General features: G+C 40.3%; 13 protein-coding genes. 3 read left to right on the top strand and 10 right to left on the bottom strand.

Annotated elements, in window-relative coordinates:
- Nucleotides 1–54 precede the first annotated feature (54 nt).
- On the bottom strand, nt 55–225 hold the full coding sequence (locus tag BLV53_RS07865; protein WP_028247225.1) for a DUF362 domain-containing protein: 171 nt from the start codon (nt 223–225) through the stop codon (nt 55–57).
- Between the two features lie 279 nt (nt 226–504).
- Between BLV53_RS07865 and BLV53_RS07860 the strand changes: the two genes are divergently transcribed.
- Nucleotides 505–711 carry a DUF1858 domain-containing protein gene (locus BLV53_RS07860; RefSeq protein WP_090299570.1) on the top strand — a complete coding sequence of 69 codons (207 nt, stop codon included), beginning with the start codon at nt 505–507 and terminating at the stop codon, nt 709–711.
- Between the two features lie 97 nt (nt 712–808).
- Here the strand turns inward: BLV53_RS07860 and dnaB are convergent, their stop codons facing one another.
- The 3 genes from dnaB to BLV53_RS07845 are packed head-to-tail and all read right to left on the bottom strand — an operon-like array spanning nt 809 to nt 4,701.
- The gene (gene dnaB, locus BLV53_RS07855) at nt 809–2,158 is read right to left on the bottom strand and encodes a replicative DNA helicase (RefSeq protein ID WP_090299567.1); all 1,350 of its coding nucleotides are present in this window, start codon (nt 2,156–2,158) and stop codon (nt 809–811) included.
- A gap of 42 nt (nt 2,159–2,200) precedes the next feature.
- A complete protein-coding gene (gene rplI / locus BLV53_RS07850; RefSeq protein WP_090299564.1) occupies nt 2,201–2,647 on the bottom strand; it encodes a 50S ribosomal protein L9 in 447 nt (148 codons plus the stop codon).
- A complete protein-coding gene (locus BLV53_RS07845; RefSeq protein ID WP_090299558.1) occupies nt 2,644–4,701 on the bottom strand; it encodes a GGDEF domain-containing protein in 2,058 nt (685 codons plus the stop codon). The genes rplI and BLV53_RS07845 overlap by 4 nt, the downstream gene beginning before the upstream one ends.
- Before the next feature lie 212 nt (nt 4,702–4,913).
- Here BLV53_RS07845 and BLV53_RS07840 point away from each other — a divergent pair, with 212 nt between their 5' ends.
- Complete coding sequence (locus BLV53_RS07840) at nt 4,914–6,020, top strand: ABC transporter ATP-binding protein (protein WP_090299555.1); 1,107 nt, start codon at nt 4,914–4,916, stop codon at nt 6,018–6,020.
- A gap of 62 nt (nt 6,021–6,082) precedes the next feature.
- Entirely contained in the window at nt 6,083–6,979 is an 897-nt protein-coding gene (locus BLV53_RS07835) for a PucR family transcriptional regulator (protein WP_139298940.1), read from the top strand.
- Nucleotides 6,980–6,999: 20 nt separating this feature from the next.
- Here the strand turns inward: BLV53_RS07835 and BLV53_RS07830 are convergent, their stop codons facing one another.
- The 6 genes from BLV53_RS07830 to BLV53_RS07805 all read right to left on the bottom strand — a co-directional run bounded on the left by BLV53_RS07830 (nt 7,000) and on the right by BLV53_RS07805 (nt 15,005).
- Nucleotides 7,000–8,169, bottom strand: coding sequence for a galactokinase (locus BLV53_RS07830; protein WP_090299548.1), 1,170 nt, complete (start codon nt 8,167–8,169; stop codon nt 7,000–7,002).
- A 63-nt stretch (nt 8,170–8,232) separates the two neighbouring features.
- Entirely contained in the window at nt 8,233–8,760 is a 528-nt protein-coding gene (locus BLV53_RS07825; protein WP_090299545.1) for a DUF6106 family protein, read from the bottom strand.
- Nucleotides 8,761–8,819: 59 nt separating this feature from the next.
- The gene (locus tag BLV53_RS07820; protein WP_090299543.1) at nt 8,820–11,837 is read right to left on the bottom strand and encodes a beta-galactosidase, LacZ type; all 3,018 of its coding nucleotides are present in this window, start codon (nt 11,835–11,837) and stop codon (nt 8,820–8,822) included.
- Between the two features lies 1 nt (nt 11,838).
- On the bottom strand, nt 11,839–12,651 hold the full coding sequence (locus BLV53_RS07815) for a carbohydrate ABC transporter permease (protein ID WP_090299928.1): 813 nt from the start codon (nt 12,649–12,651) through the stop codon (nt 11,839–11,841).
- 13 nt (nt 12,652–12,664) lie between these two features.
- Nucleotides 12,665–13,546, bottom strand: coding sequence for a carbohydrate ABC transporter permease (locus BLV53_RS07810; protein WP_170830800.1), 882 nt, complete (start codon nt 13,544–13,546; stop codon nt 12,665–12,667).
- A 91-nt stretch (nt 13,547–13,637) separates the two neighbouring features.
- Nucleotides 13,638–15,005, bottom strand: coding sequence for an ABC transporter substrate-binding protein (locus tag BLV53_RS07805; RefSeq protein ID WP_090299537.1), 1,368 nt, complete (start codon nt 15,003–15,005; stop codon nt 13,638–13,640).
- Between the last annotated feature and the right edge of the window lie 246 nt (nt 15,006–15,251).

Genomic DNA, 15,251 nt, shown 5'->3' with positions numbered 1-15,251 from the left:
TGTGCCGTGGCAAACAGGTTCCTCCCACAAGTGGGTCCCTCCTATATGCTTCTATTAGCCCTGTGAAATAGCGCCTGTTGGGCAAACGCCTGCGCATGTACCACACTCAACACAAGCACCCTCATCGATTACGAACTGTGAATCGCCCTGTGAGATAGCTCCTACTGGACACTCTGGCTCGCATGTTCCACAAGATACGCATGAATCAGAAATTACATATGCCATAATTAAAATCCTCCTTAAATCCTTATTGATAATTATTTATCAACTTCAATGTGATGAATTCATCATACACCTAAATTGTGTCTAATTCAAGAACAGAAATGTATTTTTAAAAATACAGTAAATATAGGGCGTTGAGCTGTTCATATAGACTAACTTGCGTTGATTGTGGCTAACAGAAGTTTAAATTGTGTACACAAATTAGTACCATTAATTGATTGCGAAAAACCTTTTTACATGTTATTATCATTTGAGAATTTAATGAAAGGAAGGAAGTCTAAAATGGCAAGAGTTTCAAAGTCTACTATGATTGGCGAGCTTCTTCAGATTGATGCTGATGTAGCTCCTATTTTACTTAATATCGGTATGCACTGCCTTGGATGCCCATCTTCACAGATGGAAACAATCGAGGAGGCAGCTATGGTACACGGTATCGACGCTGATGATCTCGTTGAGGAAATCAACACATTTCTTGATTCAAAAGCTTAAAGAGCATATAAAAAGAGGCTTAAACAGCCTCTTTTTTGTTTGCCACAGCGCACCACTTTGCCTCAGGCAATCTTCAATGTACGCTTTCCCGTTATGCCTATTCTTCTCTATTAGAATACTGACTTCTATCTCTATTAGCAAATCTTGTGTATTCTGGAAGCCATGTCAGCTCTATTGTTCCTATAGGACCATTTCTCTGTTTAGCTACAATAATTTCCGAAACGCCCTTTAACTCTGTGTCGTGATTGTAGTAATCATCACGGTAGATGAACATAACCACGTCCGCATCCTGCTCGATGGCTCCGGATTCACGAAGGTCAGACATCATAGGTCTATGGTCTGGACGCTGCTCAACAGCTCGTGAAAGCTGTGAAAGCGCAATAACAGGAACGTTAAGCTCACGGGCCAAAGCCTTTAGTGAACGTGAAATTTCTGAGATTTCCTGCTGTCTACTTTCTGATTTGCCATTTCCTGACATCAACTGTAAGTAGTCAATGATGATGATAGAAAGTCCCATCTCCATCTTGAATTTTCTACACTTACTTCTCAACTCACTGATTGAAATACCCGGTGTATCATCGATAATAAGCTTTGAATTACCGATTTTTCCTGCGCCTTCGATGAGGTTTTCCCAGTCGGCCTCCTGAAGGTTACCTGTACGGAGCTTTTGTGCGTCTACCCTTGATTCAAGGGCAAATAGACGGTTAACCAGCTGCTCCTTTGACATTTCCAGTGAAAATATAGCTGCACATAAATGCTCTCTAAGTGTGATGTGCTGTGCCAGGTTAAGTACGAAGGCAGTTTTACCCATTGAAGGACGGGCAGCTATCAGAATCAGGTCTGATGGCTGAAGGCCTGCTGTCTGTCTATCCAAATCGATGAAGCCTGTTGGAATACCTGTTACAACACCCTTTTGCTTTGAGGCAGAGTCGATTTTGGCAATGGCATTCATTACTACCTGTTTGATAGGTACATAATCTGAATTGCCTCTGTTTTGAACCAGTGAAAAGATATCCTTTTCTGTCTGATTTAAAATTGTATCTACTTCCTCTGTGCCTTCAAAGCACATATTTTCAATGTTTTGATTTACTTTAATTATGTTTCTGAGTATCGCCTTATCCTTGACAATGTTGGCATAGCTTTTTGCATTAACTGTGGTTGGAACCCCCAGTACAAGCTGTTGGATATACTCAAGGGATGCAACCTCTGGGGAAACGCCCTTTTCCTTAAGCTTGTTTTGGAGAGTAACCTCATCCACCGGTTCGTTTGCATTGTAAAGCTCTACTATCGCCTCGAATAATATCCCGTACTGCTGATGATAGAAATCCTCCTTTAGAAGGATCTCTGAACATTCTACGATTGTGTCTCTGTCTACAATCATAGAACCGATGACAGACTGCTCAGCTTCTAGGGAATTAGGCATTTGTCTGCGAATTACGTCTTCCATGTATTGTCCTTATTTTCCTTCTGCGATAAGTGGTATTGATGATTACTTATCACTTACATGAACTCTAAGTGTTGCTGTTACCTTTGGGTGAAGCTTAACCTTTACTTCATAAGTACCAAGTGCTCTGATTGGGTCTTCTAATACAATCTTTTTCTTGTCGATTTCCTTGCCGTACTGCTTTTTTGCAGCCTCAGCGATTTCCTTAGTAGAAACTGAACCGAAGGTACGTCCGCCCTCGCCTGTTTTGATGGTAGTTTCTACCTTCCATTCCTCAATTTCCTTGCTGAATGCAACAGCTGACTCATAATTTTCCTGAGCAACCTTTTCGTCATGTTTATTCTGAAGCTTTAAGTCGTTAAGTGCTGCGTTTGTAGCTTCAACGCCAAGCTTCTTCTTGAAGAGCATATTTCTTGCATAGCCCTCGCTTACCTCAACTATCTCGCCCTTCTTTCCAAGGGACTTAACATCCTGAAGTAATATTACCTTCATAGTTTGATTTCTCCTTCTTCTAGCATTTTATCTATAGTAGCCTCCAAATCCTTGTGAACTTCCTCAAGGGTTCGGTTTTGAACCTGTGCACCAGCCATGTTGATATGGCCACCACCACCTAGGCGGGCCATAATACATTGAACGTCAATCTCATCGATTGAACGTGAGCTGATGTATATTTTATCCATGAATTTTGTAAGTACAAAGGATGCCTTGATACCTACGATATTAAGCAATTCGTTGGCTGCCTGAGCGCCAATAACTGTTGGTGACTCAAGCTGTCCGTCTGGCTCACATTCTGAAATAGCAAATGCTCCTCTGTAGGTCTGAGCGTTTCTAACTACCTCAGCTCTAGCCTTATAAGTCTCCATATTTTCACGAAGCATCTTGCGGACTCTGGTAACCTCAGCACCGTTTCTTCTAAGGAAAGCAGCAGCTTCAAAGGTTCTGACACCTGTTTTTGTCATGAAGTTGTTGGTGTCGATAAGAATACCTGCGTAAATGCAATCTGCTTCTGTAGGATTGATGCTGATTTTTTCTGCAAAGTACTGCAGCACCTCTGCAATCATCTCACTTGCAGATGATGCGTATGGCTCGATATAAGAGAGGATTGGATTTTCAATAACCTCTTCTACCTGTCTGTGGTGATCAATTACAACAATATTTTTGTTTTTATTAAGGAGTGCAGGACATTCCACATAGCTTGGTCTGTTGGTATCAACAACCATGACAAGTGTGTTGTCATTACACAAATTCAGCGCCTGCTCACTGGTGATAAACATATCATCAGGATATTCATCCTTTTCTGTAAAGCTCTCAACCACTGGTCTCATTGAGCTTGTAATGGTATCAATCACGATATTTACAGGCTTTCCGATTTGGCGACCAGCACAGAAAACTCCAACTGATGCACCAAGGCAATCTGCATCTGAAAGGTTGTGGCCCATAACGATGATGCGCTCTCTTGATTCCATCAGCTCGCGAAGAGCCTGGGCTTTAACTCTGGCTTTAACTCGTGTGGTACGCTCTACTTCCTTACCATGTGTGCCGTAGTATGAAACTCTCTGACCATTTTTAATAACAGCCTGGCATCCACCTCTCGCAAGGGCAAGGTCAATAGCCATATGAGCATATTGAGCCTTTTGAGTGTAGCTTTCGCTGCCTAAACCAATACCAATACTGATGGTGATATCTCTATCATTTCCCATCTTTATTGAGGTGATATCCTCAATAAGTGAGAATTTGTCGTTTTCGAATTTCTCCAGGTATTTATGCTGGAAAACAATTAAAATCTTGTCTTTTTCAAGACGTCTAACGATGGCATCAGCTTCTGCAAAGTATTTATTAATCTTGCGATCAAGAAGTGCTAAAAGCATTGCACGCTTAGAGTTTTCTACCTGGTCAAAGACTTCATCATAGTTATCTATATAAAGAAGTGCCATAACCATAGCCTGGTCGTCTACCTTTGCTTTGGTAGCAAGCATTTTAGTCTCATCAAAGAGAATAACTGCAACCAGACCGTCTGGCGAGCCATCGAAATTTGCAATGATACTGTTGCCTGATAAAGGCTCGGTCATGTCTAATCGCTGAAGACATGCAAGATATTGTCTCTCGTTGTATTCTAAATGAATGTCAAAGCTATCATCTTTTGCGTGCTCGATTCCCTCTCTGGTAATCTCAGAGAAGATTGAAGTGATAGACTTGTTGTAAGTCTTATTTTTGTCCACAAGCCTGCTGAATTCTTCATTCATCCACATGATTCTTCCTGTGGAATCCAACAGTACATAAGGGAGTCTGAATTTTTTAATCAGCTCCTTCTGGACTGTGCCGTAATGAACGGCATACTCGATGATAGTGTTTTTAAAAGATTTGAGATTAACCCTATAATATAAGAAGGCCAATATCCCATAGATGAGCACAAATATAGAGATAATGCCCGCAATACGCTTGTCTACAAAGGCTAAGGCTATACATCCTATTACAAAAATAACAAGCATGTACAGAGGAAACCTAAGATATCTCATCAAGCGATTCCTGTATTTTACAGCTTCCATATTTCAATTCTCCCGATTGTTACAATAATCCCTTTGGGGTCATTATAACATAACATCCGTTATCTTGACTAATTTATCGTCAAAACACCGAAAGGTTTTTGGATTTTTTGGTTATTCTAACATTGTTCACAATTTAGACATTTTCTATAATCGTTATTAGTTAAGGGGTAACCCAATTTTTACAAAAGATATTTAAAGAGAGGATTTTTATTATGGCAGACATCGTATTAAAAGACATTAACAAGAAATACCCTAATGGTTTCCACGCTGTTAAGGATTTCAACCTTGACATTAAAGATAAGGAGTTCATCATCTTCGTAGGACCTTCTGGATGTGGAAAGTCTACAACACTTCGTATGATCGCTGGTCTTGAAGAGATTTCTTCAGGTGAGCTTCTCATCGATGGAAAGCTTATGAATGACGTAGAGCCTAAGGACAGAGATATCGCAATGGTATTCCAGAACTACGCTCTTTACCCACATATGACAGTTTACGATAACATGGCATTTGGTCTTAAGCTTCGTAAAGTACCAAAGGACGAAATCGACAAGAAGGTACGTGAGGCAGCTAGAATTCTTGACCTTGAGAAGCTCCTTGACAGAAAGCCAAAGGCTCTTTCAGGTGGTCAGAGACAGCGTGTTGCTATGGGTCGTGCAATCGTTCGTAATCCTAAGGTATTCCTTATGGATGAGCCTCTTTCAAACCTTGATGCAAAGCTTCGTGTTCAGATGAGAACTGAGATTTCTAAGCTTCATGACTCACTTGGAGCTACAATGATCTACGTTACACACGATCAGACAGAGGCTATGACACTTGGTACAAGAATCGTTGTTATGAAGGATGGTATTGTTCAGCAGATCGATACACCAGCTAACCTTTACCAGAAGCCATGCAACCTCTTCGTTGCTGGATTCATCGGTTCTCCACAGATGAACTTCCTTGAGGGAACACTTAATGCTGATTGCTCAGCTATCCAGGTTAACGGTGCATCTCTTCAGATTCCACCAGCAAAGACAAAGACTCTTAAGGATGCTGGTTATGCAAACAAGGCAGTTATCCTTGGTATCCGTCCAGAAGATATTCATGATTCACAGATCTTCGTTGATACACAGACATCATCTGTTATCGAAGCTAAGATTTCTGTATACGAGCTTCTTGGTGCTGAGGTTTACTTATACTTCGATTATGCTGGAACTCAGGTTACAGCAAGAGTTGACCCACGTACAACAGCTAGAGGTGGCGACACAGTTAAGTTTGCTCTTGATATGGAAAAGGCTCACTTCTTCGATAAGGACACAGAGCTTACAATTGCTAACTAATTGATTAGTTAAATACATTGATTTAAAATGGAGGTATCTTTTTGAAAGGTACCTCTTTTTTTATGGATTTAGAAACAAAAAAATTAAAATTACTGGAACAATTAAATAAAGCTACAGGTATTAACTTTGATATTACAGATTCCTCTTTATCTGACGAGGAAACGATTAATAAGCTTAAGGAAATGGTTGTCAGATTCAATGTGCTGGATTCTAAAAGCTCATTTTACAGAGCTTTCGTCACCAGAGAATTGGCATATTCTGACGCTGCAGCCTACATCCATCGCTTCCACATCAAGGAAGATGCCATTAGAATGCTTTTTTATTTGGAGAGCCAGCAGGACTATACTAAAGAAGCAGTTTCTCTTCTTAAGAGTCTTTTGCCAGATTCCCAGGATGCTCTTATCGAAATTGATTCATCTCATATTTTGCTAATTCTTCATTTTGAAAAATATCCTAATCCCGATGAAATTAATCAATACTGTCATGAATTTTTGGATATGCTTGAAAGTGAGGCTTTCATTTCATTTAAAGTTTCCTACGATGTTCCTATTCATAAATTCACGGATTTGCCAAAGTGCTACAAGGATATCGTGATGGGTATGCACATCGGAAATACCTTTAGGAGCACTGACAAAGTATATTCCTACAGTGTGCTCGGGCTCGGTAGATTGCTTTACAATGTTCCTCTTCCAGAGGTTGAAATCTACCTGAATTCTCATATAAATGTTGACACCTTATCGCACCTTGACGAGGAAACTCTGAACCTTTTAGAGTCGTTTTTCGACAATGATCTATCTCTTGCTGAGACTAGCCGCAAAATGTTTATTCACCGTAATACGCTTATATATAGACTTGATAAATTCGCCGATTTGACGGGATATGATGTAAGAAAATTCTCAGATGCTATCACTGTAAAGCTGTCACTTATGCTTTACAATTATATAAGAGCCACCTCATAACAAGGTGGCTCTTTCGTATTTTAAGCTATTCTCTTGGCGCCGTCGCCTATCTCTACTACATAGAATTCAGCGTCCAAATTGTATTTTTCCTTGTAGGCCTTGCCTACAGTTTCTTTGAAATTGTCTACTGCCTCGTCCTTTACAATGGCTACAGTACAACCTCCGAAACCACCGCCTGTGATACGTGCTCCGATTACGCCTGGTACGCTCCACTCTGTTTCTACAAGGAAATCAACCTCTTCGCAGGATACCTCATAGTCATCACGAAGTGAGATATGGCTTGCATTCATAAGCTTTCCAAAGGTTTCTATATCGTTGTTGTTAAGAGCTTCAACAGCCTTGATAGTACGCTGGTTTTCAGATACTGCATGCTTCGCACGTCTGTAGCATACCTCGTCTTTGATAGCTGTGCCGTATTTTTCAAACTCTTCATCTGTAAGCTCTCCAAGTGTATTGATGCCACATACCGTCTGAAGGTCTGCGAGGGCCTGTGAACTCTCATTTCTTCTGTCGTTGTATGCGCTATCAACAAGTGAATGCTTTACTTTTGAATTGGTAATAACGATTTTTGCGCCTTCGAGCTTTACGTTGGCATACTCATAGGATAAATCTGCACAGTCAAGGAAAATGGCGTGGTCTTTTTGTCCCATTGCTACAGCAAATTGGTCCATTATTCCGCAGTTGCAACCATTGAAATTGTTCTCAGAGTACTGACCAATAAGGGCAAGTTCTGTCATGGTTTTATCTAATCCGAATAGGTCTGTAAGGGCTGTACCTGTGAGTACCTCAAGGGATGCTGATGATGAAAGGCCTGAACCGTTGGGAATATTGCCCCAAACGCACATTTCAAATCCTGATTTAATCTCTGAACCCTTCTCTTTTAGTGCCCAAACCACACCTAGTGGATAGTTAGCCCAACTATATTCGTCCTTGTTTACTAAATCATCGAGACTGCTTTCGATTACTCCGCATTGATCTAAATTTGCAGAGTAAAGCTTAATCACATTATCTGAGCGCTTTCTGGCCACTGCATATGTGCCGATTGTTAAAGCACATGGAAATACGTGTCCACCATTGTAGTCTGTGTGCTCTCCAATGAGATTTACACGACCTGGCGCAAAATATGTGCGGATATCCCCTTCGCCGCCAAATTTTTCTTCAAATAAAACCTTTAACTCTTTCTCGTTCATTTAATTCTCCTTTTACCCTCATCCGTCAGCTGCGCTGACACCCCATTCCCCATAGGGGGAAGGCTAGCGATAAATATCTCTCTTGTTATATCTTTCCATAGCTGTAAGCAACTTGTCTGAAGGTGTGAATATTACCTTGAAATCGTATCCTTTTTCCTCTTCATGAGCTACTAAGATGTAATCTTTCATCTCTTCATCATGTGCACTACAGTCGTATGTTTTAAGCTTTACATGATCATACTTCAAAGATTCGTTTGTTCCAACAGCAGCAACCATCTTTAATTGTGCAGATTCGACTGCCACAACTGATTTTCGCTTAGAATTGTTAATAATCTTTGCGATTTCGAGACTCCCGTTTGTATAGTCATACTCGTATTCAACGTTGTTATTGTTAACAATTAAAAACAAATCAATAATCATTAAAACAATAAATACGATAAGGAAAAAGAACTTTAGATGATTGTTCATTGCAGTAAAAGCACCTAAAGAAACAAGGCACATGGCCATAAGTCCAAGTTTTCTGGTTCTATCCTGAGCTGTTTCCTTTACCTTTACAGCATCTTCAACGAATGTGTCATTTGATTCAAACATAATTCTACCCTCCATAAAATAATTGCCGGCTGCCCAATGCAGTCGACAATTATTATAACTTAAATCCCCTTAAAACTAAAGGAAATCTGCATATCTTTGCTGTTATCAAGCATGAATTCTGGATGGGTTTTTGCACCCCAGGTATCGTCTCCTGCAACACCCATTTGCTGTCCCACTCTCACATGCGTGAAGTGTGGCTTTGGAAGTTCTGTATGGTGCATAGCTTCGTCTATTTCATGGACTGTATATGGCAGTGCTGAAAATCCCAGTTTTCCAGGTAGGAAAATCACTCCATCACCTTTATCATCAGTGATTTTAGCGAAACGCACTTCCTGATGGTTACCACATTCCTGAGGAACCAGATTCTTGGTTACATTATCCTCGACCTTGTTGTTAAATACTCCAAGCTTTGCATGATCCTTGTCAGGATATGTTTCCTCTGGGCCTTTGCCATACCACTGAAGATTAGACAGCTTTTTATCAAATGCAAATACCATAGAAAGCTCTGGAAGCTCGCCAATTTCAGCTGATTTTGGAAGTTTTAATGTGCAGTCAATCATGCCGTCTGTATGGACGATGTACGATACGTGACACACTCCTGCTGGCCTTGTTGGAAGATGATAGGTGTATGTAACCTTTACACAGTCTTCTTCCTCCACTATCTGTGGCGCCTCGCTTACATTTTCATCCATAATATTTGTAGCCAGATATTTGCTTGCCAGTTTCCACTGCCCTGCTCTGAATGGCAGCTGATTTGCCAAATCATTTTCTGTCATTGCACGCCAGAAATTAGGCAAAACCACACGCTTTAAAAGTTCTCTATTATGGTATTTGTAAGAGCTCAAGCCTCTTTGATATACAAATAACACCTCAAAATCTGCACCCTTAATTCCTACGTTGTGGAAGCCTTTTGTGACCTTTAATGGAAGTCCCTTTTCTCTAGGATAAACAAATCTACCCACTGTGGCCTGGCCATAGGCTATCTCATGTCCCTTTGGCGCCCAAAGCTCGTCCTCGGAAAGTACAAACGATAATGTCACCACATATTCATTGTCCTTTGGTAAATCAAGCTCTAGCTCATAATCAACACTTTCAAGCGGAGGACAGTCTATTGTAAATTCCTCTTCTACTATCAGTTCACCTAGTTTTTCAACTGTAAGAATGGCAGTAAACTCATTTGTATCTGTAAACAGATTTCTATTTTCTATATGAGCCTTGCCATCTTCTATAGTGATTTTTATGTTCTGATAGTCGTATTTTACTTCCTGCATTTTTGGGCTTGGAAGTCTGCCCTTGCTGTAGCAGATACCATCACCTGAGAAGCTACCATCGTTTGGTCTGTCGTCAAAATCTCCGCCATAGCCTTCAAATTCCTCACCGTAGCAATCTGTAGTGGTTATGGCCTGGTCTATATAATCCCAGATGAAACCTCCTTGGAATCGCGGCTCCTCGTAAGCAAGCTCTGTGTACTTAAACATGGCACCAAGGGAATTTCCCATGGCATGCATATATTCACAGTTGATATATGGCTTGCCTTCGTTTTCCATTAACCATTTTTTAATTCCACTTACAGGCACATACATAGTAGATTCCATGTCTGATATATCTACACGTCTGTCGTTAAATACACTTTCATAGTGTACCAGTCGCGTATCATCCCACTCATGGAATTTATCCTGCATCTTGCGCATATTTGTACCGCCATAACTCTCGTTTCCAAGAGACCAAATCAGGATGCAAGGGTGATTTTTATCTCGCTCAAACATATTGTGAGCTCTGTCTATTACATTTTCTGTGAATTCTGGCCTATCACCAGGCACTGCATAATCATTGCCCTTTACCTTTGAAATAAGGATTGGCACCTGCCAGGTTCCGTGAGTTTCTAGGTTTGTCTCATCGATAACATATAGTCCAAATATGTCGCATAGCCTATAAAATACAGTTTGATTTGGATAGTGACTTGTTCTAATAGCGTTAATATTATTCTTTTTGATTGTGATAATATCCTGAAGGATTTCCTCTTCAGTGAGCACTCGCCCTGTGGAAGAAGAAAACTCGTGTCTATTAACTCCCTTGAACACTATGCGCTTACCATTGAGATGCATGATTCCATCCTTCATCTCAAAGCGTCTAAAGCCCACCTTTTCCTTAACAACCTCGGTTAATCGGCCCGTCTCGCCAAATACATTAAGCTGTAAATCGAAAAGATAAGGATTCTCTGCACTCCAAAGCTTTGGTTCTCTTACATGAACCTCTAGATGATTCTTACCTTCAATTACATTTGCTTTATTTAGAATGTCAGTATCATCATCTGACAAAGTCATCTGGACAAGGCCGCTCCCAACGACCTCCATATCAATGACAAGCGTGGCATCCTTATAATCGTCATCAAGCAGAGTCTGGATGCGCAAATCCCTGATATGTGTAGCTGGAATAGTATACAGATAAACCTCTCTAAAGATTCCCGAAAATCTAAAGAAATCCTGATCCTCGCACCAACTGCCGGCTGTCCATTTGAACACCTGAACTGCCAGTTTATTTACACCAGGCTTAATATATGCTGTCAAATCAAACTCAGCAGGAGTGAATGAATCCTCGCTGTAGCCTACGTATTTACCATTGAGCCAAAGAGCAAATCCACTCTCCACTCCCTGGAAGGAAATAAACACTGGGCCATTTTTCATCATTTCAGGGACTTCAAAATATTTCACGTAATTTCCCACAGGATTTTCCTCTACCGGAATCTCCCCTGGAGCAATATCCTCATGACCATCCCAAGGATATTGTGTATTTACATACATTATTTTGTCATAGCCTTCCATCTGAATGTGGGCAGGAACCTTTATATCGTCCCAACCATGACAATCCCTGTCTTCCTCAAAAAACGTCTTATCGCAGCACTCGTAGTTTTTGGCATATTCAAACTTCCACATTCCATTTAAAGAATATTTGAAATTTGATTTCTCCCCATATCCATACGCCTCGCTATCATAGTACTCGTGGTCTGAGTGAGGGTCTAACCTGTTTTCCTGAAAAATTCTTGGATTTTTTACAATCTCATAATTGAATTCAGCCATATTATTTTACCGATCCTGTTATTCCTTCTGCAAACTGCTTCTGAAGTATAAAGAATACTATCATTGTTGGAAGCGAGCAGAATAATACTCCTAACATTGTCATTCCGTAATCTACTGTGTAGCCGCTTGAAATATTTGCTATGAACATTGGCATTGTCTGTGCTCTGTTGTCGCTCATAACAACCTTTGGCCACATATATGCGTTCCAGGCATTCATAAATGTAATAACTGCAGCTGCCGCATAAATTGATTTCTGGATAGGAACATACATCCTAAAGAAAATCTTCCATTCAGCCAGCCCATCAATACGAGCAGCTTCCATGATGTCAGGTGGAAAATTTCTTGAGTTCTGTCTGAACATCATAATCATAAATGGTGTTGAAATACCAGGAAGGATGAAAGCCCATACTGAGTTTAAAAGCTTTGCCTTTGAAACAAGGCCGTATAAAGGAACCATTGTTGCAACGGCTGGAACCATCATTGCAAGAAGTAGTACTCCAAAAAGTCTATCCTTGCCCTTGTCGTGATAAAGCTCAAATCCATAGCCTGCTATTGAACACACAAAAAGTGTTACTACAGTCTGTACAATCGAATAGAGAAATGAATTTCCCATACTGCTCCAGAGAGTTCCCTGAACAGCTTTTGAAAGGTTTGCAAAGTTTACCGCAAGCTGATTTCCAAATGCAATTGAACCTCTTGCCACATTAAGTGACGAATTAGTTGCTGCTGCAATCATCCAGTAAAGTGGAAATACTGATATAAATGAGCAGATAGTTAAAAATATGTATGTAGGAATAAGCCTACGCTGTATCATTGATCTATTTTTCTTAGTCACGTGTATCACCTACTTTCAAATTGATGAATGCAAGTATTGCTACAAGGATGAATACTACAAATGACATAGCTGATGTATAACCGAAGTTACCTACACCCTGTCCAAATGCCTGATTGTAGATGTAATGTGACATTGTGATTGTTGAGTTTGCAGGGCCACCACTTGTTAAGTTCATAGACTCATCAAATAGCTGTAATGTTCCGTTGATTGACATGATAGCTGTCATAACAATTGTTGGTTTGAGAAGTGGAACCGTAATATTCCAAAATGTCTTCCAACCATTTGCGCCATCGATTTTTGCTGCCTCATAAACTGAATATTCAATGTTTTGAAGACCTGCAAGATAAAATACCATATTGTAACCAGTCCATCTCCATATAAGAGCAATGATGATTACGGCTCTGGCTGTACCTGCTGTTCCAAGGAAATTAATGTTTTCATGAGTGATACCAATATTTTGAAGTACTGTATTGATAAGACCCTGTGTAGCAAACATTGATTTAAAAATTAATGAATAAGATACAAGGGATGTGGCACAAGGTAAAAAGATACATGTTCTGAATAATCCCTTGAATTTAAGGTCCTTATTGTTAAGAAGCTGAGCTAAAAGAATAGCCAGGATTAACATAATAGGAACCTCTACTATTAGATAAAGGAATGTATTTTTCATAGAGGTTTTGAAAATTACATCCTGTAACATTCGAGAGTAATTGTATGTAAGTGGGTCAGCAAACTTTATGTTTACGCCCTTTCCTGTTTTAAATGATGTTATTAAAGCCTGAATAATTGGATAAAAACTCATTATGAAAATAAGAATTGTTGCTGGTGTAAGAAACAACCAGCCGGCTGCCAATTGCTTATTTGCAAGTGTCATTCCATGTTTTTTCTTCTCCACGTTGGCATCCCCCTTCTTTAAAAATGGGAAGTGGGCCAGCCACTTCCCATGAAAATACATTAACTAAAGATTAAAGTCCCATTTCAAATCTAAGGTTTGTCTCTGCCTCTTCAAGAGCCTGCTCTGTTGTGTAACCATTCTCGATTACATTCTGAAGAGCTGTTCCAAGAGCTGTTCTTGCTGAATAGTGATAATCAGACTGCTCAACTGTAGGAACGTTCTGTGTGTAATCTACGATGTCAGCGTAAATAGCCTGGCCATTGAAGAAATCAACACCCTGCTGGTAAACATCAGACTCTGCAGCTGCTGCACATGTTCCGATAACACCACCGTTAAGAAGTGCCTCGTCATATGTTGTAGACTGTCCGTCCTCTGCTGAACGTCCACCAAATGTGTAAGCTAAGAAATCCTTAGCAAGATCTGTCTTCTTGCAGTTACCTGTGATGTAAAGTGAAGAACCACCGTTTGAAGCGTATCCTGGCTTACCTGTAAGTGATGGAGCTGGAACGATTTCCCACTTACCAGAGTTTTCTGAAACCTGCTTCATTGTTGGGATAATCCAGTTACCATTGAATACACCTGCAACCATGTCGCCCTGGATAGCCTGATCTGTGTAATCTGACCAGTCATTTGCAAGGTAAAGAACGTTGTCTTGTGCCATCTTTGCAATGATTTCAAATACTTCTACAAGAGCCTTGTTATCCTTGATGTATGGCTCGCCATCCTTAAACTGTGAAACACCTTCTTCCTGAAGCATCATGTAGAATAAGTCGTTTCCGCTACCATCCATGCAAAGGAGATGCTTTCCTGTTGCGTCATAAACCTTCTGTCCGATTTCATCGAACTTCTCCCATGTGATACCCTTAACATCATCAATTGAGTATCCAGCCTGCTCAAGAAGGTCTGTTCTGTATGCAAAAATTGCTGTACCAGCATCTACAGGGAAACCATAGTGCTTGCCATCGATTGTAGAGTAAGAAAGCTTCTCAGCTCCAAGTCCTGACCAATCGCAATCTGCATCATCCACATCCTGCCATGCATCTGGATAGTTTGTAACGTACTGCTGGATGTAGTGATCCTGGAAAAGTACGATATCTGGTAATGTGCTATAATCTCCAGCTTCTGCCGCAAGTGTTACTGCCTGCTCCACGTCAGAAGACTGTGACTGTGTGATGATTTCCAATTTGAAGTCTTTATTAACGTCCTGATAATCCTTTTCAGCCGCCTTAAGTGCTGGAATATTGAAATTTTCATCCCAAGCATAAACTGTAAGTGTGTTTTCATCATCTGATTGAACATCGGCTGTAGAAGCCCCATCTTCTGTTGTTGCTGCTGAATCAGTAGCTGTGTCTGCGCTGCCTGCATCTGAACCCCCACAAGCAACCATTGATGATGCCATTGCACCAACAAGCATAAGCGAAATCAATTTTTTCTTCATTTTCTTCTTCTCCTTATTGATTGTAAAATTTTTCCGGCGCGTAATTGTGCATCTTGCACAATTAAGTGCTCTTTTTCGTCCCTCCTATAGTCATAATACTAGTTTGTGTGTATTTCTAGCTAAATAGATTTGAGCTAAAAAATTGCAAATTCGACTATTTTGTGGGGAGATAATGAGTGTTTTTACATGATAATTTGTTGAATTTATGAATTTAGCTTGTTCTAAATGACGATACATACACCCCTC

The organism is Pseudobutyrivibrio sp. ACV-2, assembly GCF_900107545.1.
Classification (GTDB): Bacteria; Bacillota; Clostridia; order Lachnospirales; family Lachnospiraceae; genus Pseudobutyrivibrio.
Note: the sequence above shows the minus strand (reverse complement) of the source record. Positions and strands in the feature narration are given on the sequence as shown.

Coding starts and splice junctions, on each gene's coding strand:
- BLV53_RS07865 (WP_028247225.1), bottom strand. CDS start 225: ATGGCATATGTAATTTCTGATTCATGCGTATCTTGTGGAACATGCGAG.
- BLV53_RS07860 (WP_090299570.1), top strand. CDS start 505: ATGGCAAGAGTTTCAAAGTCTACTATGATTGGCGAGCTTCTTCAGATT.
- dnaB (WP_090299567.1), bottom strand. CDS start 2,158: ATGGAAGACGTAATTCGCAGACAAATGCCTAATTCCCTAGAAGCTGAG.
- rplI (WP_090299564.1), bottom strand. CDS start 2,647: ATGAAGGTAATATTACTTCAGGATGTTAAGTCCCTTGGAAAGAAGGGC.
- BLV53_RS07845 (WP_090299558.1), bottom strand. CDS start 4,701: ATGGAAGCTGTAAAATACAGGAATCGCTTGATGAGATATCTTAGGTTT.
- BLV53_RS07840 (WP_090299555.1), top strand. CDS start 4,914: ATGGCAGACATCGTATTAAAAGACATTAACAAGAAATACCCTAATGGT.
- BLV53_RS07835 (WP_139298940.1), top strand. CDS start 6,083: ATGGATTTAGAAACAAAAAAATTAAAATTACTGGAACAATTAAATAAA.
- BLV53_RS07830 (WP_090299548.1), bottom strand. CDS start 8,169: ATGAACGAGAAAGAGTTAAAGGTTTTATTTGAAGAAAAATTTGGCGGC.
- BLV53_RS07825 (WP_090299545.1), bottom strand. CDS start 8,760: ATGTTTGAATCAAATGACACATTCGTTGAAGATGCTGTAAAGGTAAAG.
- BLV53_RS07820 (WP_090299543.1), bottom strand. CDS start 11,837: ATGGCTGAATTCAATTATGAGATTGTAAAAAATCCAAGAATTTTTCAG.
- BLV53_RS07815 (WP_090299928.1), bottom strand. CDS start 12,651: ATGATACAGCGTAGGCTTATTCCTACATACATATTTTTAACTATCTGC.
- BLV53_RS07810 (WP_170830800.1), bottom strand. CDS start 13,546: ATGACACTTGCAAATAAGCAATTGGCAGCCGGCTGGTTGTTTCTTACA.
- BLV53_RS07805 (WP_090299537.1), bottom strand. CDS start 15,005: ATGAAGAAAAAATTGATTTCGCTTATGCTTGTTGGTGCAATGGCATCA.